This window comes from Actinocrinis sp. (assembly GCF_035938995.1).
GTDB lineage: Bacteria > Actinomycetota > Actinomycetes > Streptomycetales > Catenulisporaceae > DASZGI01.
Genome location: NZ_DASZGI010000305.1, coordinates 1 through 17,582 on the forward strand (window position 1 = coordinate 1; position 17,582 = coordinate 17,582).

11 protein-coding genes and 1 pseudogene are annotated in these 17,582 nt (G+C 67.3%); 7 read left to right on the plus strand and 5 right to left on the minus strand.

Features of this window, described 5'->3' with window-relative positions; translation table 11 throughout:
* A partial coding sequence (locus VGZ32_RS21270) for an ROK family protein (protein WP_326887891.1) occupies positions 1 to 835 on the plus strand: 835 nt, incomplete at its 5' end.
* An 86-nt stretch (positions 836 to 921) separates the two neighbouring features.
* On the opposite strand, the gene VGZ32_RS21275 is transcribed toward VGZ32_RS21270, so the two are convergent.
* On the minus strand, positions 922 to 2,478 hold the full coding sequence (locus tag VGZ32_RS21275) for a discoidin domain-containing protein (protein WP_326887892.1): 1,557 nt from the start codon (positions 2,476 to 2,478) through the stop codon (positions 922 to 924).
* Positions 2,479 to 2,987: 509 nt separating this feature from the next.
* Between VGZ32_RS21275 and VGZ32_RS21280 the strand changes: the two genes are divergently transcribed.
* The 5 genes and pseudogenes from VGZ32_RS21280 to VGZ32_RS28855 form a co-directional block, all read left to right on the plus strand.
* The gene (locus VGZ32_RS21280; protein WP_414642576.1) at positions 2,988 to 4,505 is read left to right on the plus strand and encodes a beta-1,3-glucanase family protein; all 1,518 of its coding nucleotides are present in this window, start codon (positions 2,988 to 2,990) and stop codon (positions 4,503 to 4,505) included.
* Between the two features lie 150 nt (positions 4,506 to 4,655).
* Positions 4,656 to 7,292 (plus strand): malectin domain-containing carbohydrate-binding protein, encoded by a 2,637-nt coding sequence (locus VGZ32_RS21285; RefSeq protein WP_326887894.1) that lies wholly within the window; start codon positions 4,656 to 4,658, stop codon positions 7,290 to 7,292.
* Positions 7,293 to 7,720: 428 nt separating this feature from the next.
* Positions 7,721 to 8,011 (plus strand): hypothetical protein, encoded by a 291-nt coding sequence (locus VGZ32_RS21290; protein WP_326887895.1) that lies wholly within the window; start codon positions 7,721 to 7,723, stop codon positions 8,009 to 8,011.
* Between the two features lie 7 nt (positions 8,012 to 8,018).
* The gene (locus tag VGZ32_RS28850) at positions 8,019 to 8,195 is read left to right on the plus strand and encodes a transposase (RefSeq protein ID WP_349263700.1); all 177 of its coding nucleotides are present in this window, start codon (positions 8,019 to 8,021) and stop codon (positions 8,193 to 8,195) included.
* 121 nt (positions 8,196 to 8,316) lie between these two features.
* Positions 8,317 to 8,757: pseudogene (locus VGZ32_RS28855) on the plus strand (transposase); the annotation flags it as partial.
* Here the strand turns inward: VGZ32_RS28855 and VGZ32_RS21295 are convergent.
* Positions 8,744 to 9,460, minus strand: coding sequence for a helix-turn-helix domain-containing protein (locus VGZ32_RS21295; protein ID WP_414642575.1), 717 nt, complete (start codon positions 9,458 to 9,460; stop codon positions 8,744 to 8,746). The pseudogene VGZ32_RS28855 and the gene VGZ32_RS21295 sit on opposite strands and share 14 nt — an antisense overlap.
* Here VGZ32_RS21295 and VGZ32_RS21300 point away from each other — a divergent pair.
* Entirely contained in the window at positions 9,459 to 9,812 is a 354-nt protein-coding gene (locus tag VGZ32_RS21300; protein WP_326887897.1) for a hypothetical protein, read from the plus strand. The genes VGZ32_RS21295 and VGZ32_RS21300 overlap by 2 nt on opposite strands.
* Here the strand turns inward: VGZ32_RS21300 and VGZ32_RS21305 are convergent.
* From VGZ32_RS21305 to VGZ32_RS21315, 3 genes are all read right to left on the minus strand, one after another.
* On the minus strand, positions 9,787 to 10,101 hold the full coding sequence (locus VGZ32_RS21305; RefSeq protein ID WP_326887898.1) for a hypothetical protein: 315 nt from the start codon (positions 10,099 to 10,101) through the stop codon (positions 9,787 to 9,789). The genes VGZ32_RS21300 and VGZ32_RS21305 overlap by 26 nt on opposite strands.
* Before the next feature lie 318 nt (positions 10,102 to 10,419).
* The gene (locus VGZ32_RS21310) at positions 10,420 to 10,818 is read right to left on the minus strand and encodes a hypothetical protein (protein WP_326887899.1); all 399 of its coding nucleotides are present in this window, start codon (positions 10,816 to 10,818) and stop codon (positions 10,420 to 10,422) included.
* The gene (locus VGZ32_RS21315) at positions 10,815 to 17,534 is read right to left on the minus strand and encodes an RHS repeat-associated core domain-containing protein (RefSeq protein WP_326887900.1); all 6,720 of its coding nucleotides are present in this window, start codon (positions 17,532 to 17,534) and stop codon (positions 10,815 to 10,817) included. Before VGZ32_RS21315 ends, VGZ32_RS21310 begins: the two co-directional genes overlap by 4 nt.
* Between the last annotated feature and the right edge of the window lie 48 nt (positions 17,535 to 17,582).

Sequence of the window (17,582 nt, forward strand, 5' to 3'; positions counted from 1 at the left end):
GGTGCAGGCCATCGCGGACGGCCTGCACGCGGTCCTCGCCAGCGCCGGCGTCGATCCCGCGGCGGTGCTCGGCGTCGGCATCGGCGTGCCGGGAATCGTCGAGCAGGGGTCCGAGGTGCTGGTGCACGGCCAGACCTTCCATTGGGATGCGGTGCCGCTCGAGCGGCTGCTGCGCGCGCACACCGACCTGCCGCTGCGGTTCGAGAACTGCGCGAAGACGACGGGGCAGGCCGAGTTGTGGTTCGGTACCGGGCGCGGGGTGCGCAGCGCGGTGGTGGCACTGGTCGGGTCCGGGGTCGGCGCGTCGCTGATCTCCGGCGGGAGCATCTACCGCGGCGCGACCTCGAGCGCGGGCGAATGGGGCCACACGAAGATCGTGGCCGACGGCAGGCGGTGCCGGTGCGGAGCGTCCGGCTGCCTGGAGGCCTATGTCGGCGCCGAGGCGATCCTGGACCGCTTCGGCGCCACCGTGACGCCGGACGCCGCCAACGAGGAGTCGGCGCTCGCCGCCCTCGTCGAGGCCGCCGAGTCGTCGCCCGCCGCGGCCGCCCTGCTCGCGCAGACCGCGGAATATCTCGGCATGGGCATCGCGAACCTGATCAACCTGTTCAACCCGGAGCGGGTCATCGTGTGCGGCTGGGCCGGCCTGCTGCTCGGGGAGAAGCTGCTGCCGGCGATCCGCGAGTCCGCCGGACGGCACTCGCTTCGGCATCCGTTCGCGGCCGCGTCGATCGAACTCGGCGTGCTCGGCCCGGACGAACCCACACTCGGCGCCGCGACACTCCTGCTGGAGGACTTCCTCAACGGCGCGGTCCGGCGGCAAAGGCGCTCCTAGGCGCCCGCGAACGGCGGCCGGTTCTCGGGGACCGGCCGCCGGCGCGATGTGCGGGTGCCTGCGCGCCGTCAGGCACCGCGTGTGGATCAGGTGCCGAATACCATGAACTCCCAGAGCGAGTATCCGTATCCGGTTGCCCGCTGCGTGCCGTACATCCGGATGTATCGGCCGCTGCCGGTGACCGGGAGGATCTGTGTGCCCCCGGTGCCCGTCGTGGTCGAGTAGATCGTCGTCCAGTTGCTCGCGTCGTTGGACGTCTGGATCTGGAAGGCCTTGGCGTACGCGTTCTCCCAGTACAGGGCGACCGTGTTGATCGTGTGCACCGCGCCGAGGTCGACCAGTATCCACTGCGGGTCGGAGAACGCGCTCGACCAGCGGCTGTCGAACGAACCGTCCGTCACGGCCGAGGCGGGGGTGCCGTTGCCCTCGATCGACGAGGCGTACGCGTCCGCGTTGAAGGCGAGGTCCGTGCCGGCCGGGATGGTCTCACCCGGAGTCGTGAAGACCTCGTTCGAGTCGGGCGAGATGCCCGCGGCGTTGTCCGCCTCGACCATGTAGAAGTACGTTGATCCGTTCTTCACAGTGGTGTCGGTATACGTCGTCGTGCGGGTGACGGTGGCGATCGCCGTGGTGCCTTCGCCGTCGGACATGTTGGATGCGCGGTAGATGCTGTACGACGTCGCGCCGGTACTCGCGCCCCAGTTCAGCGAGACGCTGCCATTGTTGGCGGTCGCGGTCAGGTTCGTCGGGCCGCTCGGCGAGGAGGCGGTCGCCGCAGTGACCGTCAGTTCGTCGGCGCGGGAGACTCCGTGGCCGTTCGTGGCGCCCAGGGTGACGGAGTTCTTACCCGCGTTCAGGTGCACCTGGAGCGCCGAGTGCTGATACACCTCGAAGTTGCCCGTCACCGGGAACCGCTCGGTGCTGGTGATGACCGTGCCGTTCACCACGAGCTGCATGTCCCGGAAGTTGACACCCGGGAAGAGCCCCTGCGCGAAGGCGTAGCGCCAGTCGATGGTGTACAGCCCGGCGGTCGGCACGACGACGTCGTTGAACGTCATGGTGCCCTCAGCCGCGTAGGCCATGTCGACGACCTGCCCGCCCGGGGTGAGCGCGCCCGAGGAACCGAGCAGCTGCGGGAACCAGCCGCTCAGCGTCGGGAACCAGTCGAAACCGCCGAGCAGCGCGTCCTTGCCGTAGTAGATCAGAGAGCTGCCCGAGGCGACGCCCGGGGTGTTCCCGCCGGTGCCGATCGGCAGCACGGTCCGCGAGGAGTCCTCCGCCGACTTGGGCGACTCGCCGGCCGCGTTGAGCGCGGTGATCTCGTAGAAGTAGTCGGTCGTGCTGCTCAGGCCGGTGTCGGTGTAGCTGGGAGCGGTCGTCGTCGCGTAGGGCGTCGCCGCCTCGCCTCCCGCCGCCGTGCCCCGGTAGATGTGATACGACGTGGCGCCCGGGGTCGGGTCCCAGCCGAGCGAGAGGGTCTGGTTGGGATTGGCGTTGACGCCCAGGTTGAGGGGCGCCGGCGGCGGCGATCCGGCCGCGAAGGCGGACGCCTGCATCAGGCCGACTGTGCCAAGGGCGGCGAGCGCGGCCCCGATCAGCAGACGGCGAAACATGGTGGGTGCCGAGCGAAAGCGTCTGGTCATTGAATTGAAGCTCCACGACCTTGTGTAGCAGTCTTCGATGCCCGGCCAACTGGCAGCCTCGATGCAAAGTAGTGACGCCCGCGAGTTTCGTCAAGACTTAAAACAAGGCGTGGCGACGATCGCGGGCAGCGTGCAGGCCAGCGCTGCTCGGCCGTCGCCTCGGCGTCCCCCGTGTGCCGGGCCGTCCTGCCCGGAACCGGTGCCGCAATCGGTTCCGGTACCGACTGCGGATTGACACGGCAGCAACACCGGCGCAACATCAGCCACCACAGGGATGCCCCCCAGACTGGTGTACGGCCACTGATTCGCTCGGCGCGCGCAGAGCGCCGTCCACTCATGCACTGGAGATACCTGTGTCCTTACCGCCCCCTGCCCAGACCCCCCGCGGGACGCGTGGCAGGCCCCTGACCATCCTCCTCACCGCGCTGGCAGTCGTGGCCGGACTGCTGCTGGCGGCGCCGCTCGCCGCGTCGAGCGCGAGCGCAGCCACCTGCAACACCGGCGCGGACCTGGCGCTGAACCACCCGGCGACCGCCTCCTCGGAGCAGAGCGCCAGCTTCCCGCCCACCGCCGCGGCCGACGGGAACCTCGGCACCCGCTGGTCTTCGCAGTTCGCCGACCCGCAGTGGCTCCAGGTGGACCTCGGCTCGGTGCAGACCATCTGCGAGGTCGTCCTGTACTGGGAGACCGCCTACGGCAAGGCGTTCCAGATTCAGACCTCGAACGACGCGGTGACCTGGACGTCGATCTACAGCACGACGACCAGCACCGGCGGCACCCAGACGCTGAGCGTGTCGGGCAGCGGACGCTACATCCGCGTGTACGGCACCGTCCGCGGCACCCAGTGGGGCTACTCCCTCTGGGAGTTCCAGGTGTACGGCTCCAGCGGCGTCGGCGCCAACACGGTGACGGTCACCAACCCGGGCAACCAGACGACCACCGCCGGCACCGCCGTCAACCTCCAGGTCCAGGCCACCGACTCGGCGTCCGGACAGACGCTGAGCTACGGCGCCGCCGGTCTGCCGGCCGAGCTGTCGATCAGCTCCGCCGGGCTGATCACCGGCACGCCGACGACGGCGGGCACCTCGACGGTGACGGTCACCGCGAAGGACACCATCGGCGCCACCGGCAGCGCGACTTTCACCTGGACGGTGAGCACCGGCACCGGCGGCGGCGGTGGCGGCGGCGGCGGCGGCGAGCCACCGGCGGCGTTCTGGGGCAACATCTCGGCGATCCCGGCGGCGACCCACGTGTTGGAGTTCTCGATCGTCAACCAGACCAACGGCCAGTACCCCGACAGCCAGGTCTACTGGAGCTTCAACGGACAGACCGAGTCGATCGCGCAGCAGCCGTACATCGACATGCCCGCGAACTCCTCCGGCCGGATGTACTTCTACCTCGGCACGCCGAACGGTCCGTACTACGACTTCATCGAATTCACCGTCGGCACGACCTTCATCAACGTCGACACCACCCGCGTCGACCGGTTCGGCCTGAAGCTGGCCCTGCTGCTGCGCGGCCACGACGGCTCGAACCAGGAGGTCGGCGAGAACTACGCCACCTTCCAGGAGTCCAGGTCGGCGACGTTCGCCCGGTTCCAGAGCTCGGTGCCCACCGAGTTCAAGGAGCTGGCCACCGACAACGCGCCCTACGGCATCCCCTCGCCGGGCAACGACAAGGCTTTCCAGACCGGCGGCGCCTACGCCAACTACTTCCAGGCCTACGCGGCCGCCAACGGCGACACCGCCGACAGCACCGCGCAGATCTTCGGCTGCGGCGGCACGCTCGCGGCCAACCCCCAGCTGTGCGCCGGACTCAACCGGCACGTAGCACAGCTGCCGTCCGCACAGCAGTCGATCGCCGGCAACTTCTACCAGGCCGCGCCGGCCAATTACTACGCACAGTTCTGGCACCAGAACGCCATCAACGGCGTGCAGTACGGCTTCCCGTACGACGACTACGCGGGTCAGTCCTCAGACATCTCAGTGACCAACCCGCAGTACGCAGTCCTGGCGGTCGGCTGGTAACGAATCTGCCGGTGCAGATCCGTCATTTGAGCACTGACACGTAACCCACGTATAACACGCTACAGCCACAGGCACGGCGGGCTCCCACTTCGGCCGAGGGCCCGCCAACGCGGCGCCCCCGGCCGCGATCCTTCCGAAGGGGCATACCAGATGCGCAGCTTCATCCTGTCCGAAAACTCCCCGAAACGCTGGAGATCCGCATTCCTCGCCGCGTTCACCGCGCTGCTCATGGTCGTCGGAATGCTGACGGCATTGGACTTCGCGACCACGCCGGCTCACGCGGCGACGCTGGCGAACACCGCGGTCACGACGCACCGGAACGACAACGAGCACGACGGCCAGTACTCCAGCGAGACCATCCTCAACACGTCGAACGTCAACTCGACGCAGTTCGGCAAGCGGGTTACCTACCCGGTAGACGGCCAGACGTACGCGCAGCCGCTCTACATGCCGAACATCACCATCGGCGGCGCAGCGCACAACGTCGTGTACGCCGCGACGGAGAACGACAGCGTCTACGCGTTCGACGCCGACGCTGACACGACCTCTCCCCCGGCGCCGTTGTGGCACGTGAGCCTGCTGCCGGCCGGCGCGCACCCGGTGCCGAACTCCTTCAACGGCTGCGGCGACCTGCAGCCGATCATCGGCATCACCAGCACGCCAGTGATCGACCCGACCACGAACACGATGTTCGTCGTCGCGTACGACCAGGAGAACGGCAACGAGGTCTACCGCCTGCACGCCCTCGACATCACCACCGGCGCCGACAAGTGGCCGGCCGTCGTCATCGCGGGCTCGACGCCGGGAACGGGCGTCGGCAGCTCCGGCGGGAACATCGCGTTCAACGCCAGCGTCGAACGGCAGCGCTCCGCGCTCATGCTCGCGAACAGCCAGCTCTACGTCACCTTCACCTCGTTCTGCGACATCGGCGACTATCACGGCTTCATCTTCGGCTACAACTACTCGAACAACGCCTTCACCGTCGCGAACATATACGACGACACCCCGAACGGCAGCCAGGGCGGGATCTGGGGCGGCGGCGCCGGCCTGTCCGCCGACGCCAGCGGCAACCTCTACTTCATGAGCGGGAACGGCACCTTCGACGCCGACAGCGGCGGCCCCGACATGGGCCAGAGCTTCGTGAAGCTGAACGCCTCGCTCCAGCGGACGGACTACTTCGCCCCGTTCACCGCGAAGTGCGGCGGGGACAACGACCTCGGCTCCGGCGGCCCGCTGGTGATCCCGTCGGCGAACGAGGTGATCGGCGCAGGCAAGGAAGGGCGGCCCTATGTAGTGAGCACCACGAACATGGGCGGCTACACGGCGGATCCCAACCTCGTCTGCTACAGCACCGACTACAACCGCACGGACGTCGACAAGATCGTCCAGGAGATGCCGCCCGGAACCCTCGGATCGATGTTCAGCACGCCGGGGTTCTACAACGGTCCGAACGGACGATACGTGTACTTCTCGGAGGACGGCGGGCCGACCGTGGCCTACTCGTTCAGCGGCGGCAAGCTGTCGGCGACGCCGACCTCCAAGACGCCCGAGTCATTCGGCGGCACCGGTGGTGACGCGGTGGCCTCGAGCAACGGGACGGCGGCCGGCACCGGCATCGTGTGGATCGAGGGCGGCGACTCGGTACTGCGCGCCTATGACGCGACGAACCTCGGGACCGAGCTCTACAACAGCAACCAGAACGCCTCCCGGGACGGCATCTCCGGATACGTGAAGTTCACGTCCGCGGTGGTGACGAACGGCCAGGTCTTCGTCGGACTGTCCTCCAGCCTGGCCATCTTCGGCGAGATCGGCACTTCGTCGTCCCCGCCGCCGGCGCCGAACGGCGTCCAGATCAACGCGGGTGGCCCGGCGGTAGCGCCGTTCGCCGCAGACGAGGACTTCTCCGGCGGCTCGACCTCGGCCACCGGCAACGCGATCAACCTGAGCGGCGTCACCAACCCGGCGCCGATGGCCGTCTACCAGACCAACCGCTTCGGTACCTTCGGCTACAGCGTCGGCGGACTGCCCACGACCGGTAGTTATACGGTCAGACTCCACTTCGCCGAGGAATACTGGACGACAACCGGTTCCCGGCTGTTCAACGTCGTGATCAACGGATCGCAGGTACTGACCGACTTCGACATCCTCGCCACCGCCGGCGCCGAGTACAAGGCGGTGGTCGAACAGTTCGACGTCGCCTCGAACAGTTCCGGGAGAGTCACCATCCAGTTCAACACCGTCAAGGACAACGCGCAGGTCAATGGCATCGAGATCATCCCGTCGAACAGCTCTGCGTCGCCGTCTGCGTCCGCGTCCGCGTCACCATCGGCGCCCCCGCCGCCGCCCCCGACACTCCAGATCAACGCGGGGGGCCCGGCGGTAGCGCCCTTCGTCGCCGATGAAGACTTCGCCAACGGCGCAACGGCTGCCACGGGCAACACGATCAACCTGAGCGGCGTGTCCAGCCCTGCACCGATGGCCGTTTACCAGACCAACCGCTACGGCAACTTCACCTACACGATTCCCGGCTACACCGCGGGATCGAGCCATACCGTGCGGCTGGACTTCGCAGAGGAATACTGGACGACTACCGGCGCCCGGCTGTTCAACGTCGTGATCAACGGAATGCAGGTACTCACCTCGTTCGACATCCTCGCCACTGCCGGCGGCGAGTACAAGGCGGTCGACGAACAGTTCACCACGACCGCGAACAGCAGTGGTCAGATCATCATCCAGTTCGTGACGGTCAAGGACAACGCCCAAGTCAACGGCATCGAGATCTCCTGATCCGGCCGCACTGACAGGTCGAGTCCCGCGTCCCACGTGAGACAGGCCGCTCCGCGACGCGCCGTACACCGGTTGCGCGCCGCGAAGCGGCCTGTGCATTTCTGCGAATTTCCGCCGGGTAAAGCGCGCCGACTTTCCGGTCTACGAGTCCTTATCCCGCCCTTACATCCCCTGGTGCAGGCTCGCCCGGATGCGAGAGCGTAAGGGTTCTGTCCACGCGACGCACGCGGACCGAATCCGGGATCTGTCAAGTCGAGCGCGCCAACGGCGCCCCTTCGGCGAGACCGCTTCGAATCCCGACGTCCGATCAACACTAATCCGCCGCGACGGCATTCGCGACCGTCGCGCTCACCTGGTCCGCCGCGTTCGCGACCGCCCCCGTCCAGGACCCCATCCCGATCGGCCACAACCAGCTCTTCATCGCGCTGGTGAACGGCAAGCCCGCCGACACCGTCGTCTGCCCCTTCCCGCCCACATCCGGCGAGCTCGGCAGCCCGACCTCAGGACAGTATGTCGAGGTCGAGCCCGACGTGACCGGTTCCGGCACGCCGTTCGGCTACACCGGCTCGGCCGCCGACCAGATCGACACGCTCTTCTCGCCCACCTCGGTGGCCAACCAGGCCATCGAGATCGACGACTACTTCGTGAAGGTGCCGATCCCCACCACGCTGCGCCTGCCTGCTCGGGCAGCGAAGTGGTCACCTGCTCATTCTCGGTGAACGCCACCTGCGGCGCAGGTTGGCCGAATACCTGCGCCACTACAATCACGCCCGGCCACATCGCGCGCTCGACCTGCAATCACCGCGTCCACCAACCACGGTCATCGACCCGGTCGAGCAGCGCCGAATCCGACGACGCACCATCCTCCGTGGACTGATCAACGAATACGAACGCGTAGCTTGACCGTCAACTACCTGCCCTAAAAAGGGCCTGATCAGCGCTCTAGCGGTAGTTTGTTGACTGCGGGCCGGGTCCGCTGTATGCCCTTGGTGGAGGGGCTTCTACGGTCCGGGGGTGTGTGATGATGCGGCGTCAGTCGGCTCCGGCGGCGCCGGGGCCGGGGCCGGGGCCGTTGGAGGGGTACGCGGCACGGTTCGACGACGTGTTTCGCTCGCTCGCGCAGCGGCGGAGTTTTCGCGAGTACCTGGTCGGGCTGCTCGCGCCGCGGGATCGGAACAAGACGCTGACGGCTTTGGCCGGGGCGGAGCCGGTGGTCGGGGCGCAGCATCCGGCGGTGCAGCGCTTGCACTTCTTCCTGTCCGAGGCCCGGTGGGACCACGAGCGGGTCAACGACCGCAGATTGGAGCTGCTGCTGGCGGACCCGGCCACCGTCCCGCACGGCGGCGGGGTGCTCCTGCTCGACGACTCTGGGGACCGCAAGGACGGCACGGCCACCGCGCACGTCGGCCATCAGTGGCTGGGCCGGTTGGGCAAGACCGACCGCGGCGTGGTCACGGTGACCACTCGCTCTCGGCGCGCATCGCGCGCCCGGGGCCAGGCGGGAGCGGGAGATGGATGCGCATGCGGGCCTGGACACCGGGCTTCTCGTCGGCGCTTAGGACGTATTCGTCCTGGCCGAGCGGGCGTCCTTCCCATTCCCGCTGATATAGGTCAAGGACTCGACCGGCCTTGAGGGCGAAGGCCGGGTCGCGAGGGAAGATCCAGGAACGGTGCTGCCAGGGTTTGATCGCGTCACCGGCGAGCCAGCGGCGGACCGTGGAGGGCGAGAGCACCGCGGTGATACCGGCCTCTACGGCATGGCGGGCCAGTTCCCAAGCGCTCCAACGGGCCAGTGGTGCCCCGCTGGCGGCGGGCATCTCGCAGGCCAGGGCCTTGACCTGAGCGGTGACCGTGGTGGGGAACACGCGTGGGCGCCCGGGGCGCGGGGCATCGCACAGTCCGTCGATGCCCCACTCACAGTACCGGCGCCGCCACTTGCGAGCGGTGTCTTGGCAGATGTCCAGCCGCTGCGCGATCGCGCAGTTCGCCACGCCCGAAGCCGCCAACAGCACGATCCGCGCCCGCAGCACCGTCCGCTGCGCCGCCGTGGCCCGACGCGACAGACCCTCCAGTTCGGCGCGCTCAGCATCACCAAGACATATGACATAAGGGCTCGAAGGCACGCACTCCATGGTGCAGCCAGACAGGTAGGGCGCGATTAGTCCCATGGCCAAGCCACCCGAGTCGACCAAGACCTCGCTGCGCCAGCGTCTGGCCGCCAGGGCACGCGAGCGCTGGCCCCAGCTGGCCGGGATCACCGTGCGCTGGCATGGCGAGTTCGCCTACATCGCCGGCCAACTGCCCGGCGGCACCAGCCTGCCACTGTGCCGACTGCGCTACAGCGGCTCCGCGAGCACCTGGGGCTTTGCCATCTACCGCGCCAGCCATGACAACTACGACAAGGCCGTCCTGCCCAGCGGCCGTCCCGCCAGCACCCCGCAAGAAGCCCTCGACTGCGCCTGCGGCCTCTACCTCGACGACCCCACAGCCTGGCTCAACCCGCCATCCCCGACGGATTAACGGCCGCGACCACTAGCAGTTCACCATCTTCGTGCTCCCGCTCATCCCGGCGCACCTGCGCCCGCCTCCGCAGGCAGTAGTTGCTGCGGTCGGTCACAAGGATCCGGCATAGGTGCTTGATCGTGAACCGATTCCGAAGACGGTGGATGAACGCGAACCTCGCACGCGCGGGAGCCTGATGGATCAACGGCGCCACGGCCTCGTGCAGAACCTCGTTCTCCACCCGCAACCGCTCAAGCTCCCGATGAAGCCGCCGCACCTCGGCACGGATTTCGGCATTCACGGCCACCAACTCACGGTGATCAGTCGACGAGACTCGAGCAAGAACCCTGCCGTACATCCCGAAGCCCGAAGCCCTGTGTTACTGAACCTGCTCCAGGTCCATCATCAACTCATAACGCCGTCGATAGTGGGAACGAACACCTACCACCGATCACACGAAGGGTGTGTTCTGAACCGTGTCGACTCCACCATCCCGCGCACGCCGCTTACCTGCCAGTTTCGTACGCTGCGACGCGCAACCCGTACAGCGAATCAGAACCCGCTGACGGCAACAGGAGCGCACACGAGGGCATCAGCTGACCGATCTGCGAAAAACGTCGAATCGCTATTGGCCTTCAGTCCTACGTGTCACCTTTTCTCTAATCGCTCCCCAAGGATGGTCAGCGAGCGTTAGCAGTGCTTCAGGTGGCGTATTGGGGTGCCCAGCTACAGTTGAAGCAATTGATTCGTTCTTGTCCGCAGCAAGAAAAGCGAGAATATCAGGCGGGCATCGCCTCTTCGAGGCAACTCCTTGGCGAACCCGCCAGTCAGGATCTCTCGCGAGCAGACGAAGAATCTCATCAGGGATCTTCTTGTTATGTGCGACGGCGAAGCGAAACTCGGGATGATGCGTGACGAGGTTCATCCAAACGTCCAGCGGCGCATCCTCGAGTGCCGCCCGGCGGCGCTCCTCATCAACGTCGCTGCTCGCGAGCTGGATGAACTCGTCGACAGTCTCGATCACAGGCAGGACCCGATGCCCTTCATATTGACCGACTTAAGGTTCTTGAACGGAACAGACATCCCCGTTGCACCCTTCCACTTACCAGTAATGAATTTCCCATTTGCGTCGGCGTCCGCATACCACTGCAAACCAGTGCTATTTTCCGTGTAGACCTTCCACGCTGAACCGCCGTGACCAGCCTGGTCTGGACTCCACCAATAAACAGTATCCGTGCTGTCCGGAGGCTGCTGGTAGTACATGGCCCCAAATGGCCCGCCGCGCATCACAGCAGTCGAACGCTGAGGAGTGATTGTCCAACCGCCGGGATCGTTGTGCACGAGGACGGGCGTGTCGCCGGCGACGACGTAGTACGAGTGGAGGTCGTCGATGGTGAGGTTGTAGGTGACTGTGGTGGCGGTGTAGTCACGCAGGGTGGCGACGGTGACGGTGTTGCCGTCACTGGTTTGCAGATGGTCGCCGGGGTGGAGCTGGTCGGCGTCGGTCCAGGCGTGGGTGGTTTGGTCCCAGTAGGGGTGGTGGGCGGTGCCGGTGATGGTGGCTGGACCGGTGGGAGTGGCGATGGTGACGTCGGTGTAGTCGCGGTCGGTGTAGGTGACGTGGACCGCGGTGACCGTGTGGGTTTGGTCCTTGGTGCCCGGGTCTGCGCCAGGCAGGTTGTTGGCGATCCTGTCGCCGACCTTGACCTGGTCGATGGGCTTGCTGGCGCCGTCGGCCATCAGGATCGGGGTGGCGCCGGTGAAGGAATTGGTGGCGCAGCTGGCGAAGCCGCCCGGCTCGGGATCTGCTCCCAGGCGGCCCAGTGCGCTGCTGAGTGCGCCTTCGAATGCATTGCCGATGGCGAGTTGGAGGATGGCTGCGACGCCGTTGTCGAGCCCGATCTTCTTTTCGTAGACGGCTGCCGCGGCGGCGTCGCCTGCGCTGGTGTCGACTCCGGACAGCACGGTGGCGGCGCCGGATGCGGTCACCAGGAGCGGATCAGTCGTCTGTCGCCAGTCGTCTGCGCTTCCGATGGCGTTGACCTGTGCCGCGAGCAGAGCAAGGAGCGACTTGCCGCATACGTCGGGGTGCGCGGTACAGAGCCCGAGCCAGGAGCGGAGAGCCTCCTGGTGCTGCACGTTCACCGACGCGGAAGCATGGCTCGAGTTGAACGCGATCCCTTCGCCCCAGTTGGCGAGTTCCTGGAAGTGCGGGTTGCTGGTGTCGACAACGACTCCCCCGCCCACCACGGCGTACGAGCCGCTCCCGCTACCGCCGTTGCTCGGCGGCTGGGACGAACTGGTGGGACACGAATCGGGTCCAGGGCACGGATTGCCTGACGGGCCCTCGAAGCCCTGGTTCGGGTTGCCGCCGCACGGTCCGCTTTCGCCGCAGGCCATGAGCCCAGTGGGGTCGCTGCCGGTGACGGGGTTGTCGGCGGCGTAGCTGTAGCCGTTGAGTTGTTGAGGGCTGGCGGTTTCCAGGACGGGGTCGAGGCTGGTGAAGGTGCCGGTGGCCGGGTCGTACCAGCGGGCGCCGACGTCGGTGAGGCCGGTGGTGGGGTCCTGGGGCTTGTTCAGGAAGCCGTGGTTGTCCGGCCAGGTGGTGGGGGCGGTGCCGCGGGGGGCGCCGTAGGGGGTTTGCTGGCGCCAGACCGGGCTGGTCAGAGTGCTGCTCAGGGTGAGGGTGGAGGTGTTGTGCTGGTCAGTTAGCTCGAAGCTGTAGTTGCTGCCGGTGCCGGTGCGCACGGCCTGGGCGCCGCCGGGCAGCGCGTAGAAGCGGGTGGTGGTGGTCGTGCTGGTGCTGGTGTTCAGGGCGACTTGCTGGCCGGGCAGGTAGAGCGTGGTGGTGCCGGGGTCCTTCTGGAGCAGCAGGTTGCCGTCGGCGTCGTAGATGTAGCTGGAGCCGGCCGAGGCGGTGGTCAGAGCGGTCAGCTGGCCCAGGTCGTTCCAGGTGAGGGACTGCTGGCCCTGGGCGCTGGTGTTGCGCTGGGTCGTGTTGCCGGTTTGGTCGTAGCAGTAGGTGTTGTTGGTCGTGGTGCCGGACGGGCCGGTGACTGCGGCGGTTTGCAGCGTGTGTGTGCCGCCGGCGCTGGGGCAGCCGGGCGCGGTGCCGCCGTAGGTGTAGTTGGTGGTGGTGTCGCCTGTGCCCGAGGCGAGGGAGTGGTCGGTTTCGCTCTTGCGGGTGCCGTCGCTGTTGTACTGCCACGTGGTCCAGTAGGCACCACCGGTGATGCCGTCACCGACGGTGGTGTGGCTGGTGCCGGTCGGGGTGGCGGCGCACTGGTCGGTCGCGGTCCAGGCCTGGGTGAGTCGGTCGAGCTTGTCGTACTGGTAGCACTGGGTCTCGGCCTGGGTGCCGTTGCGGGTCTCGGTTTGGCTGGTGGGGTTTCCTGCCAGGTCGTAGCGGTATTTGGTGTCGTCGATGGGGGTGGCGGAGACCGTGGTGTTGGCGATCTGCTGGTCGGTCAGCGCGCCGGTGTGCGGGTCGAAGGTGTTGGTCAGCGCGGCGTTCACGCTGCTCGAGCCGATGACTTCCTGCCCGACCTGGCCGAGGTCGGTGTAGGTGACGTTCTGCGTGTAGCCGGTCAGGCTGGCCAGGCCGGTCACGACGTCGAGGTTGTAGTACGTGCTGTAGCCGGTCACGACCGTCTCGGCGTCCAGGTTCCCGGCGGCCGGATAGGTCATGTCGCGCGGCAGTCCGGTGGTGGGTGTGTACGTCTGGCTATAGGTGTACGAGCCGGCGAGGGCTCCCTCGCTGGAGGGGATGGTGATGGTTTGGCCGAGCGACTCGCCGAACACGTTGAACCCTGCGGACTGCGTGGTGTACGCGTTGCCGTTGACGTAAGCGGTTTCGGTGGTCAGGTGCCCGATGGGGTCCGTCAGGAGGGCGCCGTTGACCGTGGCGTTGTTGCTGTTGTCGTAGACCCAGGACGCCAGTTGGTTCGCAGAGGACTGGGACGCGACGGGCGCGTCGTACTGGCCGGTCTTGCGGTTAAGAGCGTCGTAGGTATACGAGAGCGTCTTGCCGCGGGCGTCCGTGGACTGGGTCAGGTTGCCGGCGAAGTCATAGGTGATGCCGGTGGTCGCTCCGGCGTCCGGGTCGTTGCTGGCGACGGCTTGGCCGAGCAGGTCGTAGCTGGTGTTCCAGTCGGCGCCGGTGGTGGCGTCCTTGACATCGGTCTGCTGGCCGACGTTGTCGAACACGTAGTCGGTCGCCTGCGTGGTGCCGCCGGTGATGGTCACGGTGGTGATCGCGTTGCTGGTGCCGGCGCTCACCGTCGGCGCGGCGGTGTACTGGTCGAGCTCGGTGGTGCGGCCGAGAGCGTCGGTGACGGTCGCGGTCGCGGTGCCACCGGTGGGCGGCACGGTGATCGTCTTGTCGCCGGTGTACTGCGCGTAAGTGATCTGATCGACGGTCGGCGAGACGCGGTTGTCCTCGGACTGCACTTCGACGGCGCGACCGAGCCCGTCATAGGCGGTGAGGGTCTGCTGGTCGACGAGGTTGTCAGCGACCTGCATCAGCGTGCCGTCGGGTGCGTTCTTCGGGTCCCAGTAGTCGGTGTTGGTTTTGACCACCAGGCCGTGGGTGTCGTAGAACGCGTCGCTGATCAGCCGCCCGCCCTGTGGGGTGGGAGTCTGGGTCTGGCGGGTGCGCAGCAGCGCGTCGAAGAGCGTCGTGGACGTGGCGTACTGGGATTCGTCGTTGAGCACCTGGGTGGTGACGACCGTGGGCGTGGTCTTCGTACCGTAGGCGTAGGAGTAGAGGTCATTGGCGGGTGCGCTGGTGGGCCGGCTGTACTTCCACACCGCGGTGGTGCGCCCGATCCCGTCGTACTGGAGCTGGCTGGTGACCCCGTTGACGTCGGTGGTGCTGACCGGCAGTCCACGGTAGGGGTCCAGCGTGGCAGTCGAGGTCTGACCCAGCGGGTTGGTGGTGGCGACCGCCGTGGTGATCCCGTTGGTCGTGGTCGTGGCGTTCTTCGTCTCACGCCCGAGGCCGTCCCACGTGTCGAGCGCACGCCCATAGCTGTCGTAGGTGCCCGCGGACTTGACCTGGTAGGTGAACGCGCCGCCGGTGTAGCCGTTGGCGATCTGGGCCTCGGAGACGTCGCCGTACACCGGCGCGGCCTGCGGCCAGATCGGCGCGGTCGACGGCTCGCTGGTCGAGCCGAGCGGTTGCAGGTCATAGAACGTGCGCACGTCCGACACGACGTCGGCCGGCCGGTTGACGCCGCCCGGAGGAGTCAGGGCATTGATCTGCGTGGCGCTCGGCGCGCTCGCCCCGCCGGGGTTGGCCCCGCCGCAGGGGTCTGCGTCGGTCTCCACCTCGGCGGGCAGTCCGGCCAGGTTCAGGCCGGTATTCGGCGCCGCGTAGCCGGTCGTCGTGCAGCGCTGCTGGTTGTTGCCGGTCAGCGCCAGGTCGCCGTGCTGGTAGACGACGGTGGGCAGGCCGAAGGTCGAGGTCGGCGAGTTGGGGTCGGTGTCGTACGCGGTGTCGGTCTCGGTCTTGCGCCAGGTGGTGGTGCCGCCGTCGGTCAGCGCCGTGCGGGTCCAGGACTCGACCGGGCCGGTCGCGTTCGCGGTCAGGTCCGGCAGGCCGGTACCGGTGCGCGAGCGCGAGAGGGTCGGGGCGGAGACCCAGTAGGAGGTGATGGTCGAACCGGTGATCGGCCCGCCCTTGTAGTTGTAGCTCGTGGACTCCAGGGTGTCGCCGGCGAGCTGGTTCGTGTCGTCGTGGCTGCCGTTCTGGGAGTCCTTCAACGTGACCGCGGTGGTGTTGTCGTCGTCGGACATGCCGCGGTAGTACGTGGTCTCCTGCTGCGTGACCGGGTCAGAACTCTGACCGGCATAGGTGAGGACGTCCCCATAGCCCCGGTATTGGCCATAGGTGCGGTACTTCTCCTGCACCACCTCGTTGTCGTCGTAGTGCCAGGCCGGACCGGCGGGGTACTTGTACTCCGTGTACAGGCCCGCGGAGCCCCCGGAGGGATCCGTCTGGGTCACCGAGTGCACGACGTATTTGTTGAACCAGTCCGTCAGCTGACCGCTGTTCGGCGGGGTCCAGTTCACCGGGAAGCAACTGCTGGTGTTCGCGGCCGGGTCCAGGGTGACCGGCGCCGTGCAGGGGTTGGTCAGTGCATAGGCCACCCCGATCTGGCTGCCGGTCTCCGTCGTCACCGTCTTGATACGCATGCGGTACAGCGCCGCCAGCCCGTCCGTGGCCGTGTTCACCCGGTTGGCTTCGGCCACGTAGTCGAAGGTCACCGCCGGTACGGGCACTGCGGCGCCCCCGGCGGAGGTGTCCTCGCCCTGGCGCTGTATCGAGCTGAGCCACAGTGTCGGGGCGGTATCGTCCCCGGTGGGCGGATAAATCTGCTTGAAGGTGTAACTGTCGACCGTGGTCCAGCCGGAGCCGTTGTTCTGCAGGGTGGTGATACCGGACAGGCTCACGGTGGACCAGAACGACGGGCTGGTCACCTGGCAGGCAGCCTTCGCCGCACAGTTCAGGTCATAGGGCACGTCCTGCCAGTTGGCCGAGTTGCTGCTGATCGGGTCACAGGTCGTGAAGCAGCGTTCCCCGGGGGTGAACTTGATCCTGTCGGGGACGGCGCCGTAGGCGTTGCCGTCGGTGAACCCGTAGTCGATGTGGTCCAGATGCGAGTCCCGCACATAGGAGACGTTCGCGGCGCCGTTGTTCTGGCCGTAGTAGTTGGTGTCCTGCCGGTAGTAGTAGGCCATCGCATTGTGGTGCGTGTCGGTGACGTAATCCAGGTTCCACCGATACGCCATCGTGCACACCGACGCGGTGAACCCCGCCGGGTTATAGCAGGGATCGGTCGAGTGCGCGGAATACACCGGCTCCGAGTCCACCGAGTTCGTCGCCGGTTTCCCGGACGTCCAGCCGGGTAGCTCGTTGCGGCCGAAGTCGAACTCGGTGCCGTCGCGTTCGATCACCCGCCAGTAGCCGTCGTCGTTGGTGCCGGCCCCGTTCCCGTTCCCGTTACTACCGGTCTTGGTCACCGTGTAGATGACGGTCTCGCCGTTGTCCTGGGCAGGCCGGTAGGTGTGCGCGGTGGTATTCAACACCACCAGCGGGGTCGTCGACCCGTTCAGCGACAGGCTCAGAACCGCTCCGTCGTAGCACTGATCCGGCGTGGACGAGGGGGCCGCGCTGCCTTCCGGGGAGTCCGCGCAGGGGATGAACGACTGCTCGATATAGGACTCCGGACCACTCCAGCCATCGCCGATCCAGGAGGACTGGGCTTGGGTGGAGGCGGTTTGGCCGTCCACGCTGCCCGAGTCATACGACAACGCCACGCTCGGCACCAGTTTCGACGCCGCGGGCGGCACGCTGATCGGATAGCTGTAGGTGAACGACCCACTCGACCCACCCGCGGTCCAGGACCCGCTCGGTTTCAGGCTGGTCGCCGCGTAGGTGCCGCCACCCACCGTGCTGATCGTGCCCGCCGTCGCGGCCAGCACCACGGGTGCCGCGGTCTCCGCGGTGTCCGCGTGATTCCCATTCGACACGGCAGCGGTGGCGGCGGGGAGGGCGACGACCGCGGACACGGACTTGTCGGCCGCGTTGTTGGTCGACACCAGCGGGGTCTCGACTCGGCACGCCGGAACTTGCGGCGTGGTCAGCGCGCACGCGGGCAGCGTCACCATGGACAGCCGGGTGGCGTAGCTACCGCCGAACGCGCCAGCGAAACCGCCGTAGTCCACACCGATCCGCACCGACCCGGCACCGCCCGCGGTGGTGTGGGCGCTGAGGATCAGCCCGTC